This is a genomic window from Collinsella phocaeensis, assembly GCF_900119895.1.
In the GTDB taxonomy this organism is placed as follows: domain Bacteria; phylum Actinomycetota; class Coriobacteriia; order Coriobacteriales; family Coriobacteriaceae; genus Collinsella; species Collinsella phocaeensis.
In genome coordinates this window covers 871,290-894,063 of record NZ_FQLR01000004.1, presented here as the reverse complement: position 1 = coordinate 894,063, position 22,774 = coordinate 871,290, and the positions used below count along the sequence as shown (strand labels likewise).

At 63.0% G+C, this 22,774-nt stretch carries 19 protein-coding genes and 1 tRNA gene; 1 reads left to right on the top strand and 19 read right to left on the bottom strand.

The window, feature by feature from the left end; translation table 11 throughout:
* Window positions 1-35: 35 nt before the first annotated feature.
* The 8 genes from BQ7355_RS05860 to secG (BQ7355_RS05825) all read right to left on the bottom strand — a co-directional run bounded on the left by BQ7355_RS05860 (window position 36) and on the right by secG (BQ7355_RS05825) (window position 9,720).
* Window positions 36-2,387, bottom strand: coding sequence for a SpoIIE family protein phosphatase (locus tag BQ7355_RS05860; RefSeq protein WP_072415347.1), 2,352 nt, complete (start codon window positions 2,385-2,387; stop codon window positions 36-38).
* 94 nt (window positions 2,388-2,481) lie between these two features.
* Window positions 2,482-2,570 (bottom strand) — tRNA-Leu (locus BQ7355_RS05855).
* Window positions 2,571-2,940: 370 nt separating this feature from the next.
* The gene (locus BQ7355_RS05850; protein WP_072415346.1) at window positions 2,941-3,969 is read right to left on the bottom strand and encodes an ABC transporter ATP-binding protein; all 1,029 of its coding nucleotides are present in this window, start codon (window positions 3,967-3,969) and stop codon (window positions 2,941-2,943) included.
* The gene (locus tag BQ7355_RS05845) at window positions 3,970-5,100 is read right to left on the bottom strand and encodes an ABC transporter ATP-binding protein (protein ID WP_072415345.1); all 1,131 of its coding nucleotides are present in this window, start codon (window positions 5,098-5,100) and stop codon (window positions 3,970-3,972) included.
* 3 nt (window positions 5,101-5,103) lie between these two features.
* On the bottom strand, window positions 5,104-6,054 hold the full coding sequence (locus tag BQ7355_RS05840; RefSeq protein WP_072415344.1) for an ABC transporter permease: 951 nt from the start codon (window positions 6,052-6,054) through the stop codon (window positions 5,104-5,106).
* An 18-nt stretch (window positions 6,055-6,072) separates the two neighbouring features.
* Complete coding sequence (locus BQ7355_RS05835; protein WP_072415343.1) at window positions 6,073-7,110, bottom strand: ABC transporter permease; 1,038 nt, start codon at window positions 7,108-7,110, stop codon at window positions 6,073-6,075.
* 123 nt (window positions 7,111-7,233) lie between these two features.
* Window positions 7,234-8,925 (bottom strand): peptide ABC transporter substrate-binding protein, encoded by a 1,692-nt coding sequence (locus tag BQ7355_RS05830; protein ID WP_072415342.1) that lies wholly within the window; start codon window positions 8,923-8,925, stop codon window positions 7,234-7,236.
* 540 nt (window positions 8,926-9,465) lie between these two features.
* Complete coding sequence (gene secG / locus BQ7355_RS05825) at window positions 9,466-9,720, bottom strand: preprotein translocase subunit SecG (protein ID WP_072415341.1); 255 nt, start codon at window positions 9,718-9,720, stop codon at window positions 9,466-9,468.
* A gap of 1,142 nt (window positions 9,721-10,862) precedes the next feature.
* Here secG (BQ7355_RS05825) and BQ7355_RS05815 point away from each other — a divergent pair.
* Entirely contained in the window at window positions 10,863-11,573 is a 711-nt protein-coding gene (locus BQ7355_RS05815) for an IS1595 family transposase (protein WP_143761766.1), read from the top strand.
* A 76-nt stretch (window positions 11,574-11,649) separates the two neighbouring features.
* Here the strand turns inward: BQ7355_RS05815 and BQ7355_RS05810 are convergent, their stop codons facing one another.
* The 11 genes from BQ7355_RS05810 to BQ7355_RS05760 form a co-directional block, all read right to left on the bottom strand.
* Window positions 11,650-12,021 (bottom strand): DUF956 family protein, encoded by a 372-nt coding sequence (locus BQ7355_RS05810; RefSeq protein WP_072415338.1) that lies wholly within the window; start codon window positions 12,019-12,021, stop codon window positions 11,650-11,652.
* A gap of 176 nt (window positions 12,022-12,197) precedes the next feature.
* Window positions 12,198-13,115: a PTS system mannose/fructose/sorbose family transporter subunit IID gene (locus tag BQ7355_RS05805; RefSeq protein ID WP_072415337.1), complete on the bottom strand. Its 918-nt coding sequence runs from the start codon at window positions 13,113-13,115 to the stop codon at window positions 12,198-12,200.
* An 18-nt stretch (window positions 13,116-13,133) separates the two neighbouring features.
* Window positions 13,134-13,946 (bottom strand): PTS mannose/fructose/sorbose transporter subunit IIC, encoded by an 813-nt coding sequence (locus tag BQ7355_RS05800; RefSeq protein ID WP_072415336.1) that lies wholly within the window; start codon window positions 13,944-13,946, stop codon window positions 13,134-13,136.
* A gap of 12 nt (window positions 13,947-13,958) precedes the next feature.
* Complete coding sequence (locus tag BQ7355_RS05795; RefSeq protein ID WP_072415335.1) at window positions 13,959-14,939, bottom strand: PTS sugar transporter subunit IIB; 981 nt, start codon at window positions 14,937-14,939, stop codon at window positions 13,959-13,961.
* Between the two features lie 504 nt (window positions 14,940-15,443).
* Window positions 15,444-15,698, bottom strand: a complete 255-nt coding sequence (gene secG, locus BQ7355_RS05790; protein ID WP_072415334.1) for a preprotein translocase subunit SecG — start codon at window positions 15,696-15,698, stop codon at window positions 15,444-15,446.
* 148 nt (window positions 15,699-15,846) lie between these two features.
* Complete coding sequence (gpmI, locus tag BQ7355_RS05785) at window positions 15,847-17,397, bottom strand: 2,3-bisphosphoglycerate-independent phosphoglycerate mutase (protein WP_072415333.1); 1,551 nt, start codon at window positions 17,395-17,397, stop codon at window positions 15,847-15,849.
* Between the two features lie 72 nt (window positions 17,398-17,469).
* On the bottom strand, window positions 17,470-18,240 hold the full coding sequence (gene tpiA / locus BQ7355_RS05780; protein WP_072415332.1) for a triose-phosphate isomerase: 771 nt from the start codon (window positions 18,238-18,240) through the stop codon (window positions 17,470-17,472).
* Entirely contained in the window at window positions 18,230-19,426 is a 1,197-nt protein-coding gene (locus BQ7355_RS05775) for a phosphoglycerate kinase (RefSeq protein ID WP_072415331.1), read from the bottom strand. The genes tpiA and BQ7355_RS05775 overlap by 11 nt, the downstream gene beginning before the upstream one ends.
* Window positions 19,427-19,561: 135 nt before the next feature.
* The gene (gene gap, locus BQ7355_RS05770) at window positions 19,562-20,587 is read right to left on the bottom strand and encodes a type I glyceraldehyde-3-phosphate dehydrogenase (protein ID WP_072415330.1); all 1,026 of its coding nucleotides are present in this window, start codon (window positions 20,585-20,587) and stop codon (window positions 19,562-19,564) included.
* A 183-nt stretch (window positions 20,588-20,770) separates the two neighbouring features.
* Window positions 20,771-21,703: a DNA-binding protein WhiA gene (gene whiA, locus BQ7355_RS05765; protein ID WP_072415329.1), complete on the bottom strand. Its 933-nt coding sequence runs from the start codon at window positions 21,701-21,703 to the stop codon at window positions 20,771-20,773.
* Complete coding sequence (locus BQ7355_RS05760) at window positions 21,704-22,768, bottom strand: gluconeogenesis factor YvcK family protein (RefSeq protein WP_072415328.1); 1,065 nt, start codon at window positions 22,766-22,768, stop codon at window positions 21,704-21,706.
* Window positions 22,769-22,774: the final 6 nt, after the last annotated feature.

Below are 22,774 nucleotides of genomic sequence, written 5' to 3'. Positions count from 1 at the left end.
CGCGGCGTATTCACCGAGACCGAACTTGCCGGCCGTCACGCCGCGCCCCCCGTCCGCAGGGCCCGCACGGAATCGGCACCGCAGTCGAACCGCAGGGCGACCATCGCGATATCGTCATCAAGCGCGGAGCCCGAGAACTCGTCGAGCTCGGCGAGCACCTTGGCGCACAGCCCCTCCACACCTTCGGGCGCGACGCGAATAAGCGTTTCGTGCAGGCGCTGCTCGCCGAAGAAGTTGCCCGCGGCGTCGCGAGCCTCGATGGCGCCGTCCGTGTACATGAACAGGATGTCGCCCGGGGCGAACGAGAAGACCCCGTTGCGATACACCATGTTCTCGAAGGCGCCGACGACACCGGATTGCACGGGAAGCGCCTCGAGCTCGGTCGGCCGAGCCTCCCCCTCCCCTGCGGGCGCCGCGGGCCGGATGAGGACCGTGGGAGGGTGCCCTGCGGAGCAATACGCCGCGACGCCGCTGCGCAGATCGATCTTGGCCACGAACATGGTCGCGAACGTCTCGACGCGCGAGAAGCCCATGAGCATGCTGTTGAGCGAGCGCACCATGCTCTGCGGGCTCGCCCCCTCCCAGGCGTACGCGGTGAGCGCCGTCTTGACGAGCGCCGACATGGACGCGGCCTCGACGCCCTTTCCGGACACGTCGCCGAGGATCATGACCGCACGGTCGTCGGGCAGGCGGATGAGCGTATAGAAGTCCCCGCCCACGAGCGCCTGCTGCGTGGCGGAAGAATAGAGCGCGTCGCTCGACAGGCCGGGCACGGATCCAAGGCCGCTCCGCATACCCGCTTGCAGCGTCTGCGCGATACGGCGCTCGGACTCGGCCTTGCGCGCACCCTGGTGGGCGATCTCGTAATCGTGCGCGAGGCGCACCAGGTAATCGTACTCGAGGTCATCGATGGGCTCCTGGGTCGCGTCGCGCAGGAGCAGAAACATGAGCGGCCCGGACGACGCGCTGCCGCCGCCGGCGTCCTCCGTGGCGCCGGCGAGGGCGCGCAGGTCGATGAACACGCCTTGGCACGGCAGCCCGAAGGACGCAAGCCAGTTGCCCGCCCAGGAAGTCAGGTCCACGCGAACGAGCCGCACCGCGTCGAGGTCGTCCGGCGTGCAAGACCACACGCCCTGGGGCCGCGCAAAGGGAAGACCCTCGACGGCGCTGACGCGCGCCGCCGGCGCGGTCGTGGAAAAGAACGTCTCGTCGACCGATAGGGGCAGTGCGATACGGCTGCCCCCCTCGAAATCGATCTGGTATCCCCCCGCCTCATCCGGGATGATCGAGCACAGGCGGCACGAGAGCATGCGGACGATCTCGCGGCGCACCTCCTCGAAGACGGACTGCTCGCCCTCCCCATCGAACAGCTGCTCCCGAATCCTGTTGAGCGACCGCGTGAGGTCCTCCGTGCGCTGGGACCGCAAGGCGCTCACCAGCCCGACGAGCTCGATAGACAGGTACTCGCAGACGACCTCGAGCACCCGTGCGTCGTACTCGCGCGGTATGCGGGACCGCGTCCACCCGAGCTCGATGATTCCGAGCATCTGCGTGCCGAAATAGACGGGGACCGCGATAAGCGTGCGGTACGGAGGAACGTTCTCCACGCGCAAGGGCCGCTCGAGGCGCGCATCGATGTCGAACAGCGTGAAGGAGGCGGGTCCGTCGGCACTGTGCAGGGGGATGACGGACAGGCGGCATGCGCGCTGCTCCCGCAGCACGTAGGTAGGTATCCCCGCACCGTAGGGTATGAATTCGGGAACATAGGAGCGCGTAAGGCCGTTCGAGACGCCGCGGAGCTTGAAGCCTCCGCTCTCGGCGAAGTAGAGCGTGGACCCATCGGCCTCAAGCGTGTCGACGAGCTTGTTGAGCACGCTGTCGATCAACGAGGGAAGATCTTTAGAGCCGGCTGCGGACATGATGACGGACAGCGTGCCGGAAAGGCGCGTATTCGCCGTCCTGAGCTCTGCGAGCAGGCGCTGGGTCTCACGGTCGTAGGCGCGCTGCTCCTCAAGGCTCTTCATAACGACGAGCACGCGGTCGGCGGCAGCGGAATCGATCGATTTGACAGGCGGGTGCGGCATGTCGAGGGCGCGCACGCGAACCGGGACGAACGAGCCGTCGGCGAGCTTCAGCATGCATTCGTTATCCGAGCCATCGAGGCTGAACGGGAAGCTGTGATCGCATGCGCGCTCGAACACGTTGCTGAACAGGAGGTCTTTGACGTCCTCGCCGATAACGGCAGCACGATCGCGGTTAAGCAGCGCGAGCAGCTGACGGTTGGCATGGAGAATCGAGCCGTCGGGGGCGCAGACGGCGACGGCGTCGCTCGTGACCTCGACGACGCGGGACAGCTCGGCGAACTCGATCTGAGCCATAGCGTCCATGGGACCTCCGATCATCCGGGCGCAGGAACCCGGGCCTCGAGCGCTTTCGACCTATATGACAAGAGCCCCTTCCGGGGCTCTTGATTCATCACGATGGTGTCGGAGGCGGGACTTGAACCCGCATGACCAAAATCGGTCACTAGCACCTCAAGCTAGCGCGTCTGCCAATTCCGCCACTCCGACATGCTCTGTTGTGTTCGGCTTCATTGCCGCTCGCAACGAAGAAAATAATACCCTAGGCCCAGAGGAGTGTGCAAGGACTTTTTTCAAAAAAGTTTGAGATACGGTGCCATCAAGACATCAGGACAAGATATCTACAGGTTAGACGGTCTGGAGAGCGCTATATCCCATCCCATGACCTGCATGGCCTCCGCTTCCTGGGACGAATGCAGCAGTATGGCCCACCCCGCCCGGCAGGTGCACCCAAGCCCGAAATGCGGGTCGGATGACCGGGAGGTCGCCTCTCCGGCACAGGGGTATCCAAGGCGAAGGGCGCGCAAGACCTTGCCGCGATAGAAAAGAGCCCCGGACAACCGGGGCTCCTATACGATCGCTACAGATCGATATGGCTCTCCTTGATGGGGAACGGCTCCGCGTAATGGCACGCGCAGAAATGCCCCGGGGCAACCTCATTGAAGGAGGGCTGGTCCTGCGAGCAACGCTCGCTTGCCATCGGACAGCGCGTGTGGAACCGGCAGCCGGACGGCGGATCGAGCGGCGAGGGAGGATCTCCGGCGAGGATGATGCGCTTGCGCGTACGCTGGATATCCGGGTCGGGCACGGGAACGGCCGACAGCAGGGACTGCGTGTACGGATGGTGCGGCTCGGTGTAGAGCGTCTTCCAGTCGGAAAGCTCGACAAGTTTGCCGAGGTACATGACGCCCACGCGGTCGGAAATATGCTGGACGACGGACAGGTCGTGCGCGATGAAAAGATACGCCGTACCGAACTTGTCCTGAAGGTCCTTGAGCAGGTTCAGGACCTGCGCCTGAATGGAGACGTCGAGTGCGGAAACCGGCTCGTCGCAGATGATGAGCTTCGGTTTGAGCGCGAACGCGCGGGCGATGCCGACGCGCTGGCGCTGACCGCCGGAGAACTCATGCGGATAGCGGTTGATGTGCTCGGGATTGAGGCCGACGACGTCGAGGAGCTCGCGCACGGTCTCCATGCGCTCTTCCTTCGTGCCCACGTTGTGGATGGTCATCGGCTCGGAAACGATCTCGCCGATGGTCATGCGAGGATTGAGCGACGCGTAGGGATCCTGGAAGATGAACTGCATCTCGCGGCGCATATCCTTGAGCTCATGCTTGTTCATCTCGGAGATGTCGCGGCCCTCGAAGAAGACCTTGCCTGCCGTGGGTTTGGTGAGGCGCATGATCGAACGGCCGGTGGTGGACTTACCGCAGCCGGACTCGCCGACAAGGCCGAAGGTCTCGCCCGGGTAGATCTCGAAGGAGATATCGTTCACGGCGGAGACGACGCGCTTGGAGAAGCGCTTGGCAAACATGCCGGCCTCCGCGGGGAATTCCTTGGACAGGTGCTCGACCTTAAGAAGCGGGGTACGCTCAGTGGTATCGGTCATTTACGCCTGACCTCCAATCAACTCGGGGGCGAGCACGTCAGGCTGGCCCGTGGCGATATGGCCACGGGAGCGGGACGTGTCGGGTGCGTTCTTCTTGACGAAGTCCTCGTCCGCAGCGTAATGGCAGGCGGCGTAGTGGCCATCGGCGGACATGACGCGCTCAGGACGCTCGTTCATGCACTTCTCGGTGGCATACGGGCAACGCGGCGCAAACACGCAGCCGGCGGGCAGGTTCATGAGCGAAGGCGGGTTGCCGTGAATCGGCGTGAGCGGCTTCTTCTCATCGATAGCCTGCTCCGGAATGGAGCGGATGAGACCCCAGGTGTAGGGGTGACGGCTCTCGTAGAAGATCTGGTCGGCAGTGCCGAACTCCACCGGGCGGCCGGCATACATAACCATGATCTTGTCGGCCATGTCGGCCACGACGCCGAGGTCGTGGGTGATCATGATGATCGCGTTGCCGTTCTTCTCCTGCATCTCCTGCATGAGCTCGATGATCTGAGCCTGGATGGTCACATCGAGAGCCGTGGTGGGTTCGTCGGCGATCAGGATGTCGGGGTCGCAAGCGAGCGCCATGGCGATCATGACGCGCTGGCGCATGCCGCCGGAGAACTGATGCGGGTACTCGTTGACGCGCTTCTCGGGCTCGGGGATACCCACGAGGTCGAGCAGCTCGGTGGCGCGCTTAAGAGCCTCCTGCTTGGAATAGCCGCGATGGAGGCGAAGGCCCTCACCCACCTGCTTACCGATCTTGTAGACGGGGTTCAGGGAGGTCATGGGGTCCTGGAAGATCATGGCGATGTCGTTGCCGCGCACATGCTGCATCTCCTCCTCGGACATCTCGAGGATGGAGCGACCGCGGTAGCGGACGTCACCCCCCTCGATCTTGCCCGGGGGCATCGAGATGAGGCCCATGATGGTCATGGCCGTCACGGACTTACCGGAGCCGGACTCGCCGACGACGCCGAGGGTCTCACCGCGGTCGAGCGTGTAGCTCACGCCGTCGACGGCGCGAACGATACCGTCCTCGGTATGGAAATACATCTTGAGGTCGTCGACCTCAAGAAGATGGCTTCCCTCGGGGATGGGCTGCGTCTTCAGATCGACGTAGTTCTTGGAATCCTTCTTCATCGCTTACGCATCCTTCATCTTGACGTCGAGCGCGTCTCGCAAGCCATCACCCAGAAGGGTGAACGCGAGCACGGTCGTGAGAATGGCCAGGCCGGGCATGATCATCATCCACGGCGCAGTCATGAGATACGTTTGGCCGTCCTGAATCATGGAACCCCACGAGGGCGTAGGCGGGATGACGCCCATGCCGAGGAACGACAGGGAGCTCTCGGTGAGGATGGCGCCGCCGATGTTCATCGTCGCGTAGACGACGATGGAGGCAACGGAGTTCGGGAAGATGTGACGCGCGATGATGCGGACGTCGGAAGCGCCCATAGCGCGCGCGGCATCGACGTAGTCGTTCTCCTTGACGGTGAGGATCGCACTGCGGAAGACGCGGGCGATCGACGGCCAACCGAGGATACCGATGGCCACGAACACGTTGGTGAGCGAGCGGCCGATGACGGCGATGAGCGACACGACGAAGAGGACGTACGGGAACGCCAGGAAGATGTCGGCGGCGCGCATGATGATGGTGTCCCAGATGCCGCCGTAGAAACCGGCGAGGGCACCCATCACCAGCCCGATGGCCGTGGAGATCGCGGTCGCGAGGATACCGACGGACAGCGAGACGCGGGCGCCGTAGATGACGCGCACGAGAATGTCGCGGCCCAGCGAGTCGGTACCGAAGGGATGCTCAGCGCAAGGCGCCAGCAGCGAGGTGGTGGCCATCGTGGTGGAATCGGACGCCGTGGGCGAGCCGAGCCACTGCTGGGCCCAGAGGTCGGCGGTGAGCGCGACGAGCACGACGAAGACGATCCAGCAGATGCCGATGACGGCGAGCTTGTTCTTCTTCAGGCGCTTGAAGGCGTCGCTCCAAAGAGTGCGGGACTTGCCCGAGGCCTTAGAAGCGCTCTTGGTCTCGGCCTTCGCGGCAGCTTCCTGCTGCTGGACGGGACTGTTGGTCTGGTTCACGTAAGTTCACTCTCCCCTTTAAGCCTTGTCCGAAGGACCGCCGAGGCGGATACGCGGATCGAGGAAGGCGTAGCTGACATCGACGAGCAGGTTGATGACCATGACGACCACGACGATGAGCGTGACGCCGCCCATGACGAGAGGCCAGTCGCGCATCGAGATGGCGCGGTAGATCTCGGAGCCGATGCCCGGCCAGTTGAAGACCGTCTCGGTGAGGATCGCGCCGGAGAGCATCGCGCCGAAGTCGACGCCGATGTAGGTCACGACGGGGATAAGCGCGTTCTTGAGAGCGTGCTTCCAGATGATGGCGCGGTTGGACAGGCCCTTGGCCTTGGCGGTGCGAATATAGTCCTGATTCATCACGTCGAGCAGCTGCGAGCGCATGATGCGCGCGGCGTACGCCGTGGAGACGGATGCAAGGGTGATGGCGGGCAGGATGTAGTGGACCCAATCCTGGTACTGAGAGGACGGTCCGCCTGCGCCGGAGATGGGCAGGGAGAAGGCGCCTCCCGTCCAGTCTTTGATAAGCACGCCGAAGAAGAGCTGGAGCAGCATGCCCAGCCAGAACGCGGGAACGGCGACGAGCACCGATGTGGTGAGCGTCACGAGGATGTCCCAGAAGGAGTAGCGCTTGACCGCCGAGATGATGCCGGCGCCAATGCCCATGATGGCCTCGAGCACGATGGCGCACGCGGCGAGCTTGACGGTGTAGGGATACTTCTGGAGGAAGATATCCGTGACCGGGAGCTTACGCTGATAGGACTGGCCGAGGTCTCCGTGGAGCAGGCCCGTCATATAGTAGACGTAGCGGTTCCACATGGTCTCGGGAACGGGATCACCGTTCTCGTCCAGGACAGCGTTGCCGCTCTCATCGACCTGAACAAGGTGATAACGCACGCGAAGCTGAAGCTCGGTCGCCGGCGGCAGGGCTTTGTCGCCACCTATCAACTTGATCGGATCGCCCGGTACGATGTTCTGGAGCGCGAACAGGATCAGCGTCACGCCCAAGAAGACCGGGATGAATTGCAGCACACGCTTGATGATGTACTTACCCATACTTGTCTTTCTCTCCCCCATCGTAGGGACAACTTAAACGGGATGCCGACCGCCTTGATCGGCATCCCGTTATCGCGAACGTTCAGTATAGCCCGTTACGCTAAGCTGCGCAAATCAGGTATGTTATGCAAGCTCGCACGTCGCAAGGTCGGCCTTCTTCTGCGGGTCGACATACAGGTTCTTGATACGATCGGAGCCCACGAGGGTGTGAGTGTAGAACATCAGCGGGATGACCGGGCAGTCGGACGCGATGATGGCGTCGGCCTCCTTCATCTTCGCGATGCGGGCGTCGTCGTCGGTGGTGGCGCGAGCCTCGTCGATCAACTTGTCGACCTCGGCGTTGCTGTACCCGGACTTGTTGTCGCCGCCGATGGAATCGGAGTGGAACAGCGGATAGAGGAAGTTATCCATGATCGGGTAGTCGGCGATCCAGCCGAGACGGCCGAACTGGAAGGTGCCGGCGGTATACTGCTCGAGAACCGCAGACCACTCGGGGGTCTCGGACTCAGCGGTGATGCCGACCTTCGCGAGGTCGCCGATGACGGACTCCATGATCTCCTTGTGGCCGCCGTCCTGGTTGTAGGTAAGAACGACGTTGATGCCACGGGAGTCGCCGCTCATCGGGGCGACCTTGTCGAGATACTCGTTGGCCTTGTCGACGTCGTAGGCCGAGAACTCCCAGGCGCCCTCGGTGTAGCCGTCGATTCCCGGAGGGATGATGCCGTCGGCCGGGGTGCGGGTGCCCTTGAAGAGGGTCTCGCAGATGGCCTCGCGGTTGATGGCGAGCGAGACGCCCTTGCGGAGATCGGGGTTCTTGAACTGCTCGTCGTTGTTGTTCACGACGAGGTAGTACGCGGAGGGCTCGGCACCGAGGAGCATGTGCTTGCCATCCTCCATGGTGTACTCGGCCTCGCCGCGCTCCTTGCGAGCAGCCTCGATCTGAGCGACGGGAACGTCGCAGACGTCGAGGTTACCGGCCTGGAACTCCTTGTAAGCGGTCTCTATGTCCTTCTGGATGATGAAGTGGACGCCGTCGATCTTGGCGGGCTCGCCGTAGTAGTCGTCGAACTTGACGATGTCGATGTACTGGCCGTCCTCCCACTTGGTATCGGGCTTCATCATGAAGGGACCGTTGCCCACGGGGGCGAGGTAGAAGTTCTTGGCGTCCTCCTCGGCGCACGCCGGCACCGGAGACAGGGCCGGGTGGGAGGCGATGTAGGCGAAGTCCGCATAGGCGGAGGAGAGCTTCACGACGAGGGTGTTGTCATCCGGGCAGGAAAGGCCGGAGAACTCGTCGGTCTCACCGTTGGCCAGCGCGTCGTAGCCCTCGACAACGGAGAGGTGATAGGAGATCTCGGACGGGCCGTACTCGGTGGCGATGGCGCTCTTCGGGCTCACGAGACGGGTCCAGCCGCGGACGAAGTCCTGGGCGGTGACGGGGTCGCCGTTGTGGAACTTGGCGCCCTCGACCAGATGGAAGGTGAACTCGGTGGCGTCCTCGGTGGCGTCGAAGGACTCGGCGGCGAGACCCTTGAGCTCGTTGTTCTCGAAGTCGAACTGCATAAGGGTATCGAAGAGCTGGAACTCGACCTGGGTGCCCTGGTCCTCCTGGACGTTATAGGGGTCGATACAGACCGGGTTGTTGATGTAGTAGTTGAGCGTCTTGCCGCCATCGGTCGCAGGGGCGTCGCCGGAACCGGCGCCGTCGCCCTTCTGGCCGCAAGCAGCCAGGAACGCAAGCGAACCAGCCGCGAGCGAACCGCCCACGAACGCACGACGACCCATCACGGGCTCGTTGACCTTGAATTCAGCCATGCCATCCTCCTTCGGTGATTGACCACGCCACCCGGAGTGCGGGCAGCGCACGCAGCGGTTGCCGACGACCCCAGGCTGCAGGCCCACCGGGCGCGTTGCGTAGGCAATACCTTAACCCAACTTGTGCATAATAAAGTGCTGATTTTGGTTATCACTCAGCATTTTCTTTATTTTGCGAAAGCGTGTCCTCTATAAACGCAGCATATTGCTATCGATGAACTGTATATTTGCGCATATTCTTTCGTCGTTGTGACCGTTTGGAAACGATTCGGAAACGTTCCGTACAGGATGCAGACGGTAGGATTTCGCCGGCAAACGGAAAGGTCCATTCAGAAGGCGCGAAAGAAATACGGGAGACCCCTTCAGAAACGTTGGGCAGCGTTGCGCAGGGCATCGTGACGGATCCGGACAGAAAGCAGACGATCCCACGGTCGGCCTGACCGATGCATGGAGTGCTGCCGGTGGCCAGGCATGCAAGCAAAATGCCCCGTCCGGAACTGAACCGAACGGGGCCGAAGCGCTTGGAATATAAAATAGGGCCTACAGGCCGACGATGCCCTGCGGGAAGAAGAACATGGCGAGCACGACGCACACGGCGAAGACGACCGCGACGATGACCGTGAGCTTGTCGAGGTTCTGCTCCATGACACCCGTCGCAGCGCTGGAGTTGTACAGCGAGCTGGCGATCATGTCGGACACGCCGGTGCCCTTACCGGAATGCATGAGGACGAGCGCGATGAGCAGGAGCGTGGACAGCGCCCAAACGGCGAAGAGGATGATCTGGAACGGACCCATAGGTTGGCGTCTCCTTGATTGGTGTTGACGGACAGGAGGTAATGGTAGCACACTCCCCCGCTCCCCAGCGAAACTCCAAACGAGGAGGTCACGAGCGGCCCTCATGGCCTCGACAGCCTCGGGGCTCGGCCGCCTGGGATCCTCGGCTTCCGAAGTTCCCCAGCCCCACATCGCCGCCCCTTCATTCTTGCCCCCATCCACTCGCCCTGAACGGCTCAAACGGCAAACGGTAGCATGACTCGACAAAACTTCGCGATATCCGGGAGTTTTGTCGAGTTGTGCTACTGACTGGCACCCCGAGAAAGGACCACTTCGCACATATGCGCGCGTATCCGCCCGCCGCGAGGTGGCAGCTCAACGGTCGAAGGCGCAAGAGCTCTTGAGCACGAACGTCAACCCGTCGTATCGCTGACCGCGCACCTCGCGTAGGCCGGGTTTGCGACAGCACTCAACGAAACCGAGCTTGAGAGCCAGCTTGATCATCCGCGCATTACCGGACCACGTTTGGCAGTACAGCTCTCTCTCCTGCCTCGAGCAGGTAGTCTATGAGGAGGCGAAGAGCGCGGACTGCATATCCATGGCCACGAAACTCCATGCTGTTGATGTCGATGCCGACGGCGAGATGCGGCCCATCCTGTGCAATACAGAAATCGTCGTCGATGCGATAGGTTGACACGCTACCGATATGAAACGCACGGAGCAGTCCCTCTTCGGCAGAATGAAGGCAATTCTAACAGTCACCCAGATAGGTGATAGACAGCGCGGCCCCGCGGGCCGCGCTGTCCTTATGCGTGCCAAACAGAGAATGTGCCCGAGCGCCCACCCGGATCTTTGCTTGGCGACAATCCCTCCGGGTGGGCGTTCGGGCGGATGGGACGATCCCGCCATGAAGCACGCGAACCCCTACGCCGGGCTCGTCGGGTCGCTGACGCCCGCCGAGCTGGAGGACCTGTCCGACGCCGTCGAGGAGCGCAGGCTCCGAGGCGAGACCGGCTTCGGCACGCTCGCCGAGACGGCGGAGATGTTCCGCCCGTCGCCTCCCTGCCCGCGGTGCGGCGCCTCGCCGGCCTGGAGAGACGGGCTCGAGCCCTCGGGGGTGCGGAGGTGGAGGTGCCCGGCGTGCGGCAGCCAGGTTCACGTCGCTGACCGGCACGGTCCTCGAGGGCTGCAAGAAGCCGCTCGCGACCTGGGTGTCCTTCATCAGGCTGGCGCTGTTCGCCGTGCCGCTCGACGCCTGCGCGGAGGCCTGCCGCATCAGCCACCACACCGCCTGGGAGTGGCGCCACCGCCTGTTCGCCGCCGTCGACGGCTACCAGGACCGCATCGTGCTGCGGGGCCGCGTCTGGGTCGACGAGACTTACGTCGACGACACGGGCCTCTCCAAGGGATACGGGCGGGCGCGCAGGCGCGGGCTGTCCAAGCAGAAGCTGTGCATGGCGGTGGGCATCGACGCCCGCAAGGAGCCCGTCGCGGTGGTCTGCGGGCACGGCAAGCCCTCCGCCGCCCGCATCAGGGCGGCGCTCGGCGGCCACGTCGCGGAGGGCGCGACGCTCGTCCACTGCCGCGAGAGGGCCCATAGCTCCTTCGTCAGGGAGAACGTGCTTGCGGACGAGTCCTACAGGGCGGACGCGCGGGACCCGGAGTACCTGGAGGCGATGGGGCTGGCGAACAACCTGTGCTCGTGGCATAAGCGCCAACTCTGGCGCTTCACCGGAATGGACCCCGAGAACCTGCAGTCCTACCTGAACCCCTACGTCTACTTCTTCAGGGTCAAGCGCGACGACGAGAGGTGGCCCAAGATCGCAAGGGTGGTCCGCCATCTGCTCATGGCCGAAGCGAGGTTCCGCAGGTGAGGGGCGTTCCCCTATCACCTATCTGGGTGACTGTTAGAAACCATTTAGAAACAATATGCGTTTACAAGCGCTTTACCTACCGCTTGAACAAGCTTAAGAAGCCGCGCTTGACCACATCGAAGAAGCTCAGCGACCGCACCAGATGGTCCTCTGGAATATAAGCGCGCATAACGCGCAGGGTCTTCTTGTTGTCCTTGGTAGAGAACGAGAAGTCTCCATCGTTCTTGGTCATGATCGCAAAGCGCGCGATCCACTTGCCACCAAACATGACGGAGCCCGCTACGTGGTCGATCTGCTCCCACGGTATCTGAATGAAATCCTCGGGATTCTTCTCGTTATAGAACTCAAAGGCCTTGTTGCCGATCATGACGTTGCCGTAGGTGGCAAGACCATGGTAGGACGTTGCGGGAATCGTAAGGTCCACGACGCTGTTTTGCGACTGAGCCATCCCACTCCCCTCATTAGATATGCTGAAACCAATTAACCGTACCACATAGGTACCAGAGAATACAGCACGCCCCTTGCACGCGACGCAAAGTCGAATACACGGGGCGCGAATGCGAGAATCAGGCTGCTATCGGATTCATCGTCCAGAAAAGCCGTACATGCACGTCGAACGAGGACTTACATGATGCCGAGCAGGCGTCCGCCGATACCGACGGCGAACAGGCACAGGATGATGACGATGGGGGAAACCTTCTTCTTGAGCAGCTGGCAGCACAGAAGCGTCAGGCAGACAGCGGCGAGACCCGGAATGAGGGAGTCGAGGTTGGCCTGAAGCGTGGTGGTCTTGATGACATCAAGGCCGGTGGCGCCAAGCGAGGCGAACTGCGTAAGGGCCTCGCGGATACCATCGGTGCCGGCGGGCAGGTTGGCCCAGTCGATATAGGCACCGGCAGGCTGGGTGACCTTGGAAACGACCGGGGTGAAGGAAATGGAAACCCAGCGCTGGACCAGCGATCCGATGATGAACATACCGAGGATGGAAGCGCCCTCGGTGATCTTGCCCAACAGGCCGCCGGAGAGGTCCTTGGTGATGGCAGTACCAACCTTGTAGCCGAACTCCTGGGTGTACCAGAGGAACAGCATGCGGATGATGTTCCAGCCGAAGAAGAACAGCAGCGGACCCAGGATGGAGCCTCCGAGCGCCAGCGAAGCGCCCAGAGCGCCGAGAATGGGGCGAAGGGTGAACCAGAAGACGGGGTCGCCGACGCCGGCCAGCGGGCCCATCATACCGACCTTAACGCCCTGGATCGCGGCGTCCTCAACCTTGGCGCCGTTAGCACGGTCCTCCTCGAGGGCCAGGGTAACGCCGATAACCGGAGCGGAGACGTACGGATGCGTGTTGTAGAACTCCATATGGCGCTTAAGCGCGGCAACCTGGTCCTCCTTATTGGAGTACAGCTTCTTGATAGCCGGGACCATGGAATAGCACCAGCCGCCGTTCTGCATACGCTCGTAGTTCCAAGAGCCCTGCAGGAATTGGTGGCGCCAGGCAACGGCCATACGGTCTTTCTTAGAGAGAGTAATCTTCTCAGCCATTATCGTTGTCCCCCTTTCCTACTCGTAATCATTCAAGATGTCGCCGAGCGGGTCGCCGGAACCGCCGCCGTTACCGTTCTTGGCAAGGTCCTTGAGGCCAAGGTAGATAAGGGCGAGGGAGACACCGATGACGCCGAGGGCGATCAGCGTGAGCTGGCTGATGGCGGCGAGGCAGAAGCCAAGCGCGAAGAACGGCCAGACCTCCTTGGTCGCCATCATGTTGATGACCATGGCGTAACCAACGGCGGCGATCATGCCACCGCCGACGGCCATGCCGCCGGAGAGCCATGCAGGCATCATGTTCAGGGCGTCGGTAACGACCTGAGCGGGAACGAAGCACAGCGCGAGCGCCGGGATGGCGATACGGATGCCCTGCAGGGCGATAGCGGCGATCTGCAGGCCGTCGATAGCGGCGAAGTTACCCTTCTCCGCCGCGGCGTCCATAGCATGGACGATGGGGATTGCGATGGTGCGGCAGATCATGGTAAGGAACAGGCCTGCGACGGACAGTGGCACGGCCAGGGCGATCGAGGTGCTGATCGCGTCGGTCGAGTTCGCGGTACCGCCGTCGAGCGCGAGCACCATGATGATCGCGGAAGCGACGGAAGCAAGTGCCGCATCCGGCGCTTGCGCGGCACCGATGTTCGCCCAACCAAGGGCAATCATCTGCAGGGAGCCGCCGAGTATGATGCCCTCGGCCAAATGACCGCTCACCAGGCCGATGAGCGTGCACGCCACCAGGGGCTGATGGAACTGGAACTCGTCCAGAACGCCCTCCATGCCTGCAAGGAAGGCGACGAGGACGATGAGTGCAATCGTGATAATCGACATTTCTACCTCCTTTTAGGCAAGTTCGGCCTTAGCCTTCTTAAGCATGGCGTCGATAGACTCCGGCGAATCTGCCGGAACCTTGCGGACGTCGAACTCGATGCCCTTATCGATAAGAGCCTCGATGGTCTCGACGTCTTCCTTGCCCATAGCGACGGCGTTGGAAACAACGACCTTGCCGACGGAGTGGGCCATGGAGCCCAGGTTGACCTTCTTAATGTCAACTCCGCCCTCGATGGCACGCAGGAGATCCTGCGGGTTCTCGAACAGAAGCATCGCCTTGGTAGCGCCAAAGCGCGGATCCTTTGAAACGGCGATCATCTTGTCGATGGGCACGACGTGAGCCTTGACTCCCGGAGGAGCAGCCTGCTCGATCATGGATTTGCGCAAATCATCATGCGCGACGGCATCGGAGACCACGATGATGCGGTCCGGACCGGTCATCTTGGTCCACGTGGTTGCAACCTGACCATGGAGCAAACGCGTGTCGATGCGGCAGAGCACGTACTTGATGTGACCATCACCAAGAACGGTGCCCTCGGGAATTGCACCCTGGGGGGCGACGGCGGCTGCAGCGGGCTTCTCCTCTGCGGGTTCGAGCTCCTCGGGTTTGATGCGAACGCCCTCGCGGGCAGTCTTGAGAACCGCGACGGCAACTTCCTGCGCGGACTCGCATGACATGCGGGATGCATACGCCTCGATCAACATAGGCAGATTGAGACCGGTTACAATAGCCCAAGAATCCTCATGGCCATCGAGCACGGCACTCGCCTGGTTGAACGGGGTACCACCCCAGAGATCGGCCAAAATCAAAACCTGATCCTGGTCGTCGAACGAAGAGATGCACTCTTCGATCTTGGCACGGATATCGTCAGGACCCATGCTTGGCATCAGCGACACGGCGCCAACGTTGGGCTGGTCACCGAACACCATGCTGCCCGCCTGCTTGATTCCGGGTGCGAGCTCGCCATGACTAGCGATAACAATTCCTACCAATTCTCCAACCTCCTTTTATCCGACTCTAATCCCTTCTTGCGGATATTGGAGCGCGCAGTGGCTGGTCATACCTTTGCGTACGCCACAGCTTAATCTTGTAATCGTTTAGTGGACGATTTTTGTAGAAAAGTTGATGGACAGCCGTTAATCAACTGTATTTTTTGCATACGGTTTGCATATTAATGTATATGTTATCGCCATCTAATGCACTTATATTAACGGATTAACGTATATAGTTAATTAGATATTCGCTTTTGTATTTCCACTAGTAGAATTGTTCTTGACAGTTAGTTATTCGTTGTCGAGCGTGGCTGCGTAATAAATCGCATCAATTACGGTCAGCATTTAGCAATACCGTTCCCCATGCACTTAGAAGGAAATATCGAACAGCGCGCGATGCGAAGCACATAGAGGATGTAAATAAAAACCCGCCTCGATACCGAGACGAGTTTTAAAAAACAACTCTCTTGATTAGAGCGCTCTCCCCTATTACGGGCAAGCGCCTTACAGGCCGACGATGCCCTGCGGGAAGAAGGACATGCAGAAGACCACGCACACGGAGAACACGACGGCGACGATGACCGTCAGCTTGTCGAGGTTCTGCTCCATGACGCCGGTGGCAGCGCTGGAATTGTACAGCGAGCTAGCGATCATGTCGGAAACGCCGGTGCCCTTACCGGAGTGCATCAGCACAAGCGCGATAAGGAAAAGACCGGAGAGCGCCCAAACGGCGAACAGGGCAATTTGAAGTGGACCCACGAGTAAATCATTCACGAGAATCAAAAGACAATATTTCATCATAGCACTCTTTTAGACATGCGTCTACTTTGAGCCGACACATGCCAAAAACCGCTCGCCAGCGGTACGCGAGCGAGCGGCCAGACAACACCTGGATTCAGAGGCGCGGCTACTCCTCGACAGCGAGGACGCGACCCGTCATCTCCGCGCTGGGCTCGAGGCCCGCGAGCGAAAGCATCGTCGGGGCGATGTCGGACAGGCGTCCGTCCTCGATACCCACGAGCTTGGCGCTCTCGCTCACGATGATGAACGGGACCCGGTTGGTGGTGTGCGCGGTGAACGGCTTCTTCACGCCGTCGACCTCATCGAACATGTGGTCGGCGTTGCCATGGTCGGCCGTGATGAGCGCGAAGCCGCCCTTGGCCTGGATAGCCGGGATGACCTGCGAGAGTGCGTGGTCGACAGCCTCGACGGCGGCTTTGGCGGCATCGAAGACGCCGGTGTGGCCAACCATGTCGCAGTTCGCGAAGTTAACGATATAGAAGTCGGCACGATCCTCGTTGATGGCCTCGACGAGCTTCTCGGTAACCTCGGGCGCGCTCATCTCGGGCTTGAGATCGTAGGTCGCGACCTTGGGCGAAGCGACGAGCACGCGCTCCTCGCCCTCCTTGGGCTCCTCGATGCCGCCGTTCAGGAAGAACGTCACGTGCGCGTACTTCTCGGTCTCGGCGGTGTGGAGCTGCTTCAAGCCGTTGGCGGCGATGACGTCCGCGAGCACGTTCTCGGGGAACGACTTGGGGAATGCGACCTCGACATCGAAGGACGGGTCGTACTCGGTCATCGTGACGAAGTGCGACAGGGCGATCTTCTCGCGCTCGAAGCCGTCGAAGTCGGCATCGGTGAAGGCGCGGGTCATCTGACGGGCGCGGTCGGGGCGGAAGTTGAAGAAGATGACGGCGTCGCCCTCGCGGACGCCCTCGTTGTGGCAGGCGAAGGGCTCGACGAACTCATCGCCGCGCGGATCGGTCTCGTAATAGGCCTTGATGCCGGCGACGGCGTCGACGTCGGCGTCGGAGGGCTGGACCAGCACGTCGTAGGCGCGCTGGATGCGCTCCCAGCGGTTGTCGCGGTCCATCGCGTAATAGCGGCCGGACACCGTGGCGATGCGGGCGTCGCAGCCGGCCTTCTCGGAAAGGTCGGCCAGGAACGCGGCGAGCTCGGAGACGTAGCCGGCACCGGACTGGGGCGCGACGTCGCGGCCGTCCATGAAGCAATGGACGCGGACGGTCTTGACGCCGCGCTCGGCGGCCATGGAGACGAGCGCCTCGCAGTGGCTCTGCATGGAGTGCACGCCGCCGGGGCTCATGAGGCCCATGAGGTGCAGCGTCTTGCCCGCAGAGGCGACATCGTCCATCGTCTTGACGAAGACCTCGTTGGTCTTGAGGGAGCCGTCCTTGATGGCGTTGTTGATGCGGGAAAGCTCCTGGAAGACGATACGGCCGGCACCGATGTTGAGGTGGCCGACCTCGGAGTTGCCCATCTGGCCGTCAGGCAGGCCGACGTCCTCGCCGGAAGCGCCCAAGGTGGTGTGGGGGTACTTCTCGTAGAGCCCGTCGATGAAGGGCGTGCTCGCGGCGCTGACCGCGTTGTTGGAACCCGCGGGCGCCAGGCCGAAGCCGTCCATGATGACGAGAAGTGCAGGAAGGTGGCGATTAGCCATGTTTGATTCTCCCTAATTCAAAAAGAAGGGCCGCAGCGCCAATACGCCACGGCCCCCTTGCGGATACGGGTGCTACTCCGCGGCCTTGACGACCATCTCGGAGAAGTCCGCGGCCTTGAGCGAGGCGCCGCCGACGAGCGCTCCGTCGACGTCGGGCTCGGCCACGAGTTCGGCGATGTTGCCGGGCTTGGCGGAGCCGCCGTACAGCACGCGGATGCCGGAGGCGAGCTCGGCGCCGAACAGGTCCGCGAGGGCCTCGCGGACGGCAGCGCAGACCTCCTGCGCGTCATCGGCGGTGGCGGTCATGCCGGTGCCGATGGCCCAGATGGGCTCGTAGGCGACGACGAGCTGGGTCGGATCGGTGATCTCGAGGCCCTCAAGACCGGCCTTCACCTGAGCGACGACGTGCTCGACATAGGTACCCGCCTCGCGGACCTCGAGCGGCTCGCCGCAGCAGAAGACGGGAACGAGACCGGCGGCGACAAGCGCCTTGGCCTTCTTGTTCTGATCCTCATCGGTCTCATGGAAGTAGTCGCGGCGCTCGGAATGGCCGATGATGCAGTAGGTGCACCCGGCGGACTTGAGCATGTCGCAGGAGGACTCGCCGGTGTAGGCGCCGGAAGCCTCCCAGTAGCAGTTCTGGGCGCCCAGCTTGACGGCGGAGCCATCGAGCTTGGCAGCGACCGTGGTGAGGTCGATGGTGGGCGGGCAGACGAGGACCTCGACGCCGTTGTCGACGCCCGCGAGGGCCTCGACGAGCTCGCCGGCGAGGACCGCGGCGGCCTCGACGTCGTTGTTCATCTTCCAGTTGCCGGCGATGAGGGTGGTGCGGTTACTCGGCATCGTTCAGCGCCTCCACTCCGGGAAGGGGCTTGCCCTCGACGAGCTGCATGGATGCACCGCCGCCGGTGGAGATGAAGGTCATCTTGTCGGCCAGGCCGAACTTGTTGACCGCGGCGACGGAGTCGCCGCCGCCGATGACGGAGTCGCACTCGGTGTTGGCAGCGATGGCCTCAGCAATGGACTTGGTGCCGTGGGCGAAGGTGTCCATCTCGAAAACGCCGCAGGGGCCGTTCCAGAAGACGGTCTTAGCGCCGGCGATGGCGTCGGCGAAGAGCTTCTCAGTCTCGGGGCCGATGTCCAGGCCCTCCCAGCCGTCCTCGATCTCGCCGGTGGCGCAAACCTTGGTGTTGGCGTCGTTGGCGAAGTCGTCGGCGACGACGTTGTCGATCGGGAGCAGGAACTGCACGCCGTTCTTCTTGGCCTTCTCGAGCATCTCGAGGGCGCGATCGCACCAATCGTCCTCGCACAGGGAGTTGCCGATCTTGCCGCCCTGGGCCTTGGTGAAGGTGTAGGCCATGCCGCCGCCCACGATGACGGTGTCCGCGGAGTCGAGCAGGCGATCGATCACGCCGATCTTATCGGAGACCTTGGAGCCGCCGAGGATGGCGACGAAGGGGCGCTTCGGCTCGGCGAAGAGGCCGCTCAGCGTGGAGACCTCCTTCTCGAGCAGGAAGCCGGCGACGGCGGGCAGATAGGCAGCGGGGCCCACGACGGAACCCTGGGCGCGGTGAGCGGTACCGAAGGCGTCGAGCACGAAGACGTCGCCGTAGGAAGCGAGGGTCTTGGCGATCTCGGGATCGTTCTTCTTCTCGCGCTTGTCGAAGCGGACGTTCTCGAGGACGAGGACCTTGCCCGGCTCGAGAGCCTCGACGGCGGCAGCGGCCTCGTCACCGTAGGTATCGGCGACGAAGGTGACATCCAGGCCGGAGAGCTCGGCGAGCTTGGCGGCGACGGGCTCGAGGGAGAACTGCGGCTCTGCGCCCTCGCCCTTGGGACGGCCGAGGTGGCTCATGAGGATGACGCGGGCGTTGTGCTCGACCAGGTAGTTGATGGTCGGCAGGGCGGCCTTGATTCGGGTGGTGTCGCCCACCACGCCGTCGGCCACGGGCACGTTGAAGTCGACGCGCACGAGAACGCGCTTGCCGTCGACATCGATGTCGCGAATGGTCTTCTTGGTGAAAGCCATGGTTACAACCTTTCATGGAAACGCGGGACGGTGCGCCCCGCGAGGAAGAACGAGGGCGCGACCCCAGGGCATGAAGCCAAGAGGCCGCGCCCTCGCAAGACGCTATGAAGCGTAGGCCGTCAAGCAGGCGCTCGCTTAGGCGACGAACTTCTCGAAGTACTTGATGGTGCGGACCATCTGGGAGGTGTAGGAGTTCTCGTTGTCGTACCAAGAGACAACCTGGACCAGGGTCTGGCCGTTGCCGAGCGGGTTGCACATGGTCTGGGTGGCGTCGAAGATGGAGCCGTGGGTCTCGCCGATGATGTCGGTGGAGACGATATCGTCCTCGTTGTAGGCGAAGGTCTCGGAGATGGTCTCGGCATACGCCTTCATAGCGGCGTTGACCTCGTCGACGGTGACCTCCTTGTCAACGACGGCATAGAGGTTGGTGAGGGAGCCGGTGGGCGTCGGGACGCGCTGGGCGGCGCCGATCAGCTTGCCGTTGAGCTCGGGGAGAACCAGGCCGATGGCCTTGGCGGCACCGGTGGAGTTGGGGACGATGTTGACGGCGCAGGCGCGGCCGCGGCGCTTGTTGCCCTTGCGCTGCGGGCCGTCGAGCGGCATCTGGTCGCCGGTCCAGGCGTGGATGGTGGTCATGATGCCGGAGACGATGGGGGCGAAGTCGTTCAGACCCTTGGCCATCGGAGCGAGGCAGTTGGTGGTGCAGGAGGCCGCGGAGATGATGTTGTCCTCAGCGGTGAGCTCCTCGTGGTTCACGTTGTACACGATGGTGGGCAGGTCGTTGCCGGCCGGAGCGGAGATGACGACCTTCTTGGCGCCGGCGTTGATATGGGCCTGGGCCTTGGCCTTGGAGGTGTAGAAGCCGGTGCACTCGAGCACGACGTCGACGTCGAGATCGCCCCAAGGCAGGTTGTTGGCGTCGGCCTCGGCGTAGATCTTGATCTCCTTGCCGTCGACGATGATGGAGTCCTCGGTGGCCTCGACCTTGTGATCGCGGGAGTAGTTGCCCTGCGTGGAGTCGTACTTCAGCAGGTAAGCAAGCATGTCGGGAGAGGTGAGGTCGTTGATGGCGACGATCTCGGAGCCCTCGTGGCCGAACATCTGACGGAAGGCCAGACGACCGATGCGACCGAAGCCGTTAATAGCAACCTTTACTGCCATTGTGTCTCCTTTCGTTAGGTCCCCGCAGGCGCTTTGCCCGCCGTCGAGACCCACAAACTAACCACGACCTGAATATACCTTTTTTCCGACCCGTTTACCTCGAGAACGGTGAGATTTGATAGATTTCACCGCGTTGATTCGCTTCAAATTCGCAGGTAAGATATGGTGTGAAGCGTTTCATCGCTAAAATTCGGCCCCATCGAGCAGCTTCTCGATGCGCAGGACGCGGTGGTACAGGGCGGATTTGGACAAGGGCGGGTCCGCCATCTGGCCCAAGTCGCGCAAGGAAAGGTCGGGGTAGCGCTCCCTGAGGTCGCAGAAGTCCGCCAAGGCGTCCGGAAGGCTTTGGCGCAAGCCCTCGCGCTCCAGCCGCTCGATCATCTCGATCTGCCGCTGCGCGCCGGCGGCGGAGCGCCCCTGGTTGGCGAGCTCCGCGTTGACGCGACGGTTCACGTCGTTTTTGACCGACTTCATGGCGCGCGCCTCATCGATGTCGCGGACCGACCGGGCGGCGCCCAGCATCTCGAGCAGGCGGCGAATGTCGCGCGCGCTCTTGATGTACACCGCGAAGGAGCCGCGCCGGGCGTTGACCCGGGCCGGGACGCCCACCTGCCCGATCAGGTCGGCGAGCGCGCGGGCGTACTCCTCCCCTTGCACCGAGATCTCCAGATGGAAGTCTCCGCGCGGGTCCGCGACGAAGCCGCCCGCGATCAGGCTCCCCCGTATATAGGACAGGCGGCAGCAGTCGCGCGCCACCACATGGTGCGGCACGCCGCGCACCAGGCCCCCCGACCGGTCCAGGATGCCGAGCAGCACCAGCGCCTTCTCGAGATCGGGCTGGTCGGGAAGCACGATGAGGTAGTTCCTCACGCGGTGCAGGACGCTCTTGCGGACGGTGAACTCGGTCTCGAGCTTGAGCATCTGGTGCGTGAGGCCGATCATCGTGCGCGCGACGGCGCCCGTCTCGGTGGCGACCTGGAGCCGATAGCGGCCGGACCCGGATACACCCAGCGTGCCGCAGACGCGCGTCAGCGCCGCAAGCGTCGCAAGGTTGCAGTATTCGCAGGCGGGGACGCAGCGCGAGAGCTCGTCGCGAACCTCAGCAGTGAACGACATCTAACCCACCACCTCGCTCAGGGCGCGGGCGAGCAGCGCCGGGTCGTGCGAGGCGGGCGACCCGTCCCCGGTGAAATCGCGGACGATCACGCGCGGGACGCGCGCGCCGATGCGCTCGAGCACCTCGTCGTCGGCAGCTATGGGGCCGAATGGAGCATCCTTCGCCCGTGCGATCGCCCCCGCGCTGACCACGGGGCGCGGCGCGGCGCCAGTCGGCCGGGGCACGCGCTCCCATGCGCGGCGAACGTAGGGGAAGACGACCTCGTGACGGCTCGCGCGGTGCACGAGCACCGCGTCGACGGCTCCCTCTAAACCGTGTGCGAGCAGAGCGTCGACATGGTCCGCGGCGCTCATCCCGCTCGTCTCGCCCAGCGAATCGATCTTGGGGCACACGAAGACGCGCACGGCCTTCGTCGCCCGCAGCGCATCGCGTATACCGCCGACCAGGATATTAGGGATGATGGACGTGAACAGCGAGCCGGGTCCGAGCACGACGAGGTCGGCCTCGATGATCGCGCGAACGGCCTCGTCGTTCGCGGGGGCGTCCGCCGGATCGAGCCACACGTCGGAATAGGCGCTTTCTCCGTAGGAGATCTGCGCCTGCCCATGGACGACCTCGCCCGCGGTCGTGCGCCCGGATAGGCTGACGTACTCGAGGGTCGAGGGATGGACGCGGCCCACGCACCCGAGGATGCGCTCGCAGGCCCGGATGCCCTCGATGAAGGAGCCCGTCTCCTCGGCGAGCGCCACGAGGACCAGGTTGCCGAGGGCGTGGTCGTCGATATACGGGAAGCGGTGCGCGAACGCACGGGACAGCGGGGACGCCGGGTCCTCGGCGAGCGCCGAGATGCACTTCCGGACGTCCCCGGGCGGAATCACGTGGGCGGCCTCGCGCAGCAAGCCGGTTGAACCCCCGTCATCTGCCATCGCGACCACGGAGTCGATGCGCGCGCCCATGGTGCGCAGGGCGCGTATGAGGTTCGGCTGGCCCGTGCCGCCGCCGACCGAGACCGCGCGCAGCGGTCGCGCCCCGGCGGCGGGACGAGCGCAGGCGCTTGCGTTCATGGCGCC

Excerpts from the sequence above, each read along its gene's own strand:
- BQ7355_RS05860 (WP_072415347.1), bottom strand. The coding sequence starts at position 2,387 with ATGGACGCTATGGCTCAGATCGAGTTCGCCGAGCTGTCCCGCGTCGTC.
- BQ7355_RS05800 (WP_072415336.1), bottom strand. The coding sequence starts at position 13,946 with ATGTCGATTATCACGATTGCACTCATCGTCCTCGTCGCCTTCCTTGCA.
- BQ7355_RS05830 (WP_072415342.1), bottom strand. The coding sequence starts at position 8,925 with ATGGCTGAATTCAAGGTCAACGAGCCCGTGATGGGTCGTCGTGCGTTC.
- BQ7355_RS05775 (WP_072415331.1), bottom strand. The coding sequence starts at position 19,426 with ATGGCTTTCACCAAGAAGACCATTCGCGACATCGATGTCGACGGCAAG.
- BQ7355_RS05805 (WP_072415337.1), bottom strand. The coding sequence starts at position 13,115 with ATGGCTGAGAAGATTACTCTCTCTAAGAAAGACCGTATGGCCGTTGCC.
- secG (WP_072415341.1), bottom strand. The coding sequence starts at position 9,720 with ATGGGTCCGTTCCAGATCATCCTCTTCGCCGTTTGGGCGCTGTCCACG.
- BQ7355_RS05845 (WP_072415345.1), bottom strand. The coding sequence starts at position 5,100 with ATGAAGAAGGATTCCAAGAACTACGTCGATCTGAAGACGCAGCCCATC.
- BQ7355_RS05850 (WP_072415346.1), bottom strand. The coding sequence starts at position 3,969 with ATGACCGATACCACTGAGCGTACCCCGCTTCTTAAGGTCGAGCACCTG.
- BQ7355_RS05835 (WP_072415343.1), bottom strand. The coding sequence starts at position 7,110 with ATGGGTAAGTACATCATCAAGCGTGTGCTGCAATTCATCCCGGTCTTC.
- BQ7355_RS05810 (WP_072415338.1), bottom strand. The coding sequence starts at position 12,021 with ATGGCTCAGTCGCAAAACAGCGTCGTGGACCTTACGATTCCCGCAACG.
- gap (WP_072415330.1), bottom strand. The coding sequence starts at position 20,587 with ATGGCAGTAAAGGTTGCTATTAACGGCTTCGGTCGCATCGGTCGTCTG.
- BQ7355_RS05760 (WP_072415328.1), bottom strand. The coding sequence starts at position 22,768 with ATGAACGCAAGCGCCTGCGCTCGTCCCGCCGCCGGGGCGCGACCGCTG.
- tpiA (WP_072415332.1), bottom strand. The coding sequence starts at position 18,240 with ATGCCGAGTAACCGCACCACCCTCATCGCCGGCAACTGGAAGATGAAC.
- gpmI (WP_072415333.1), bottom strand. The coding sequence starts at position 17,397 with ATGGCTAATCGCCACCTTCCTGCACTTCTCGTCATCATGGACGGCTTC.
- whiA (WP_072415329.1), bottom strand. The coding sequence starts at position 21,703 with ATGTCGTTCACTGCTGAGGTTCGCGACGAGCTCTCGCGCTGCGTCCCC.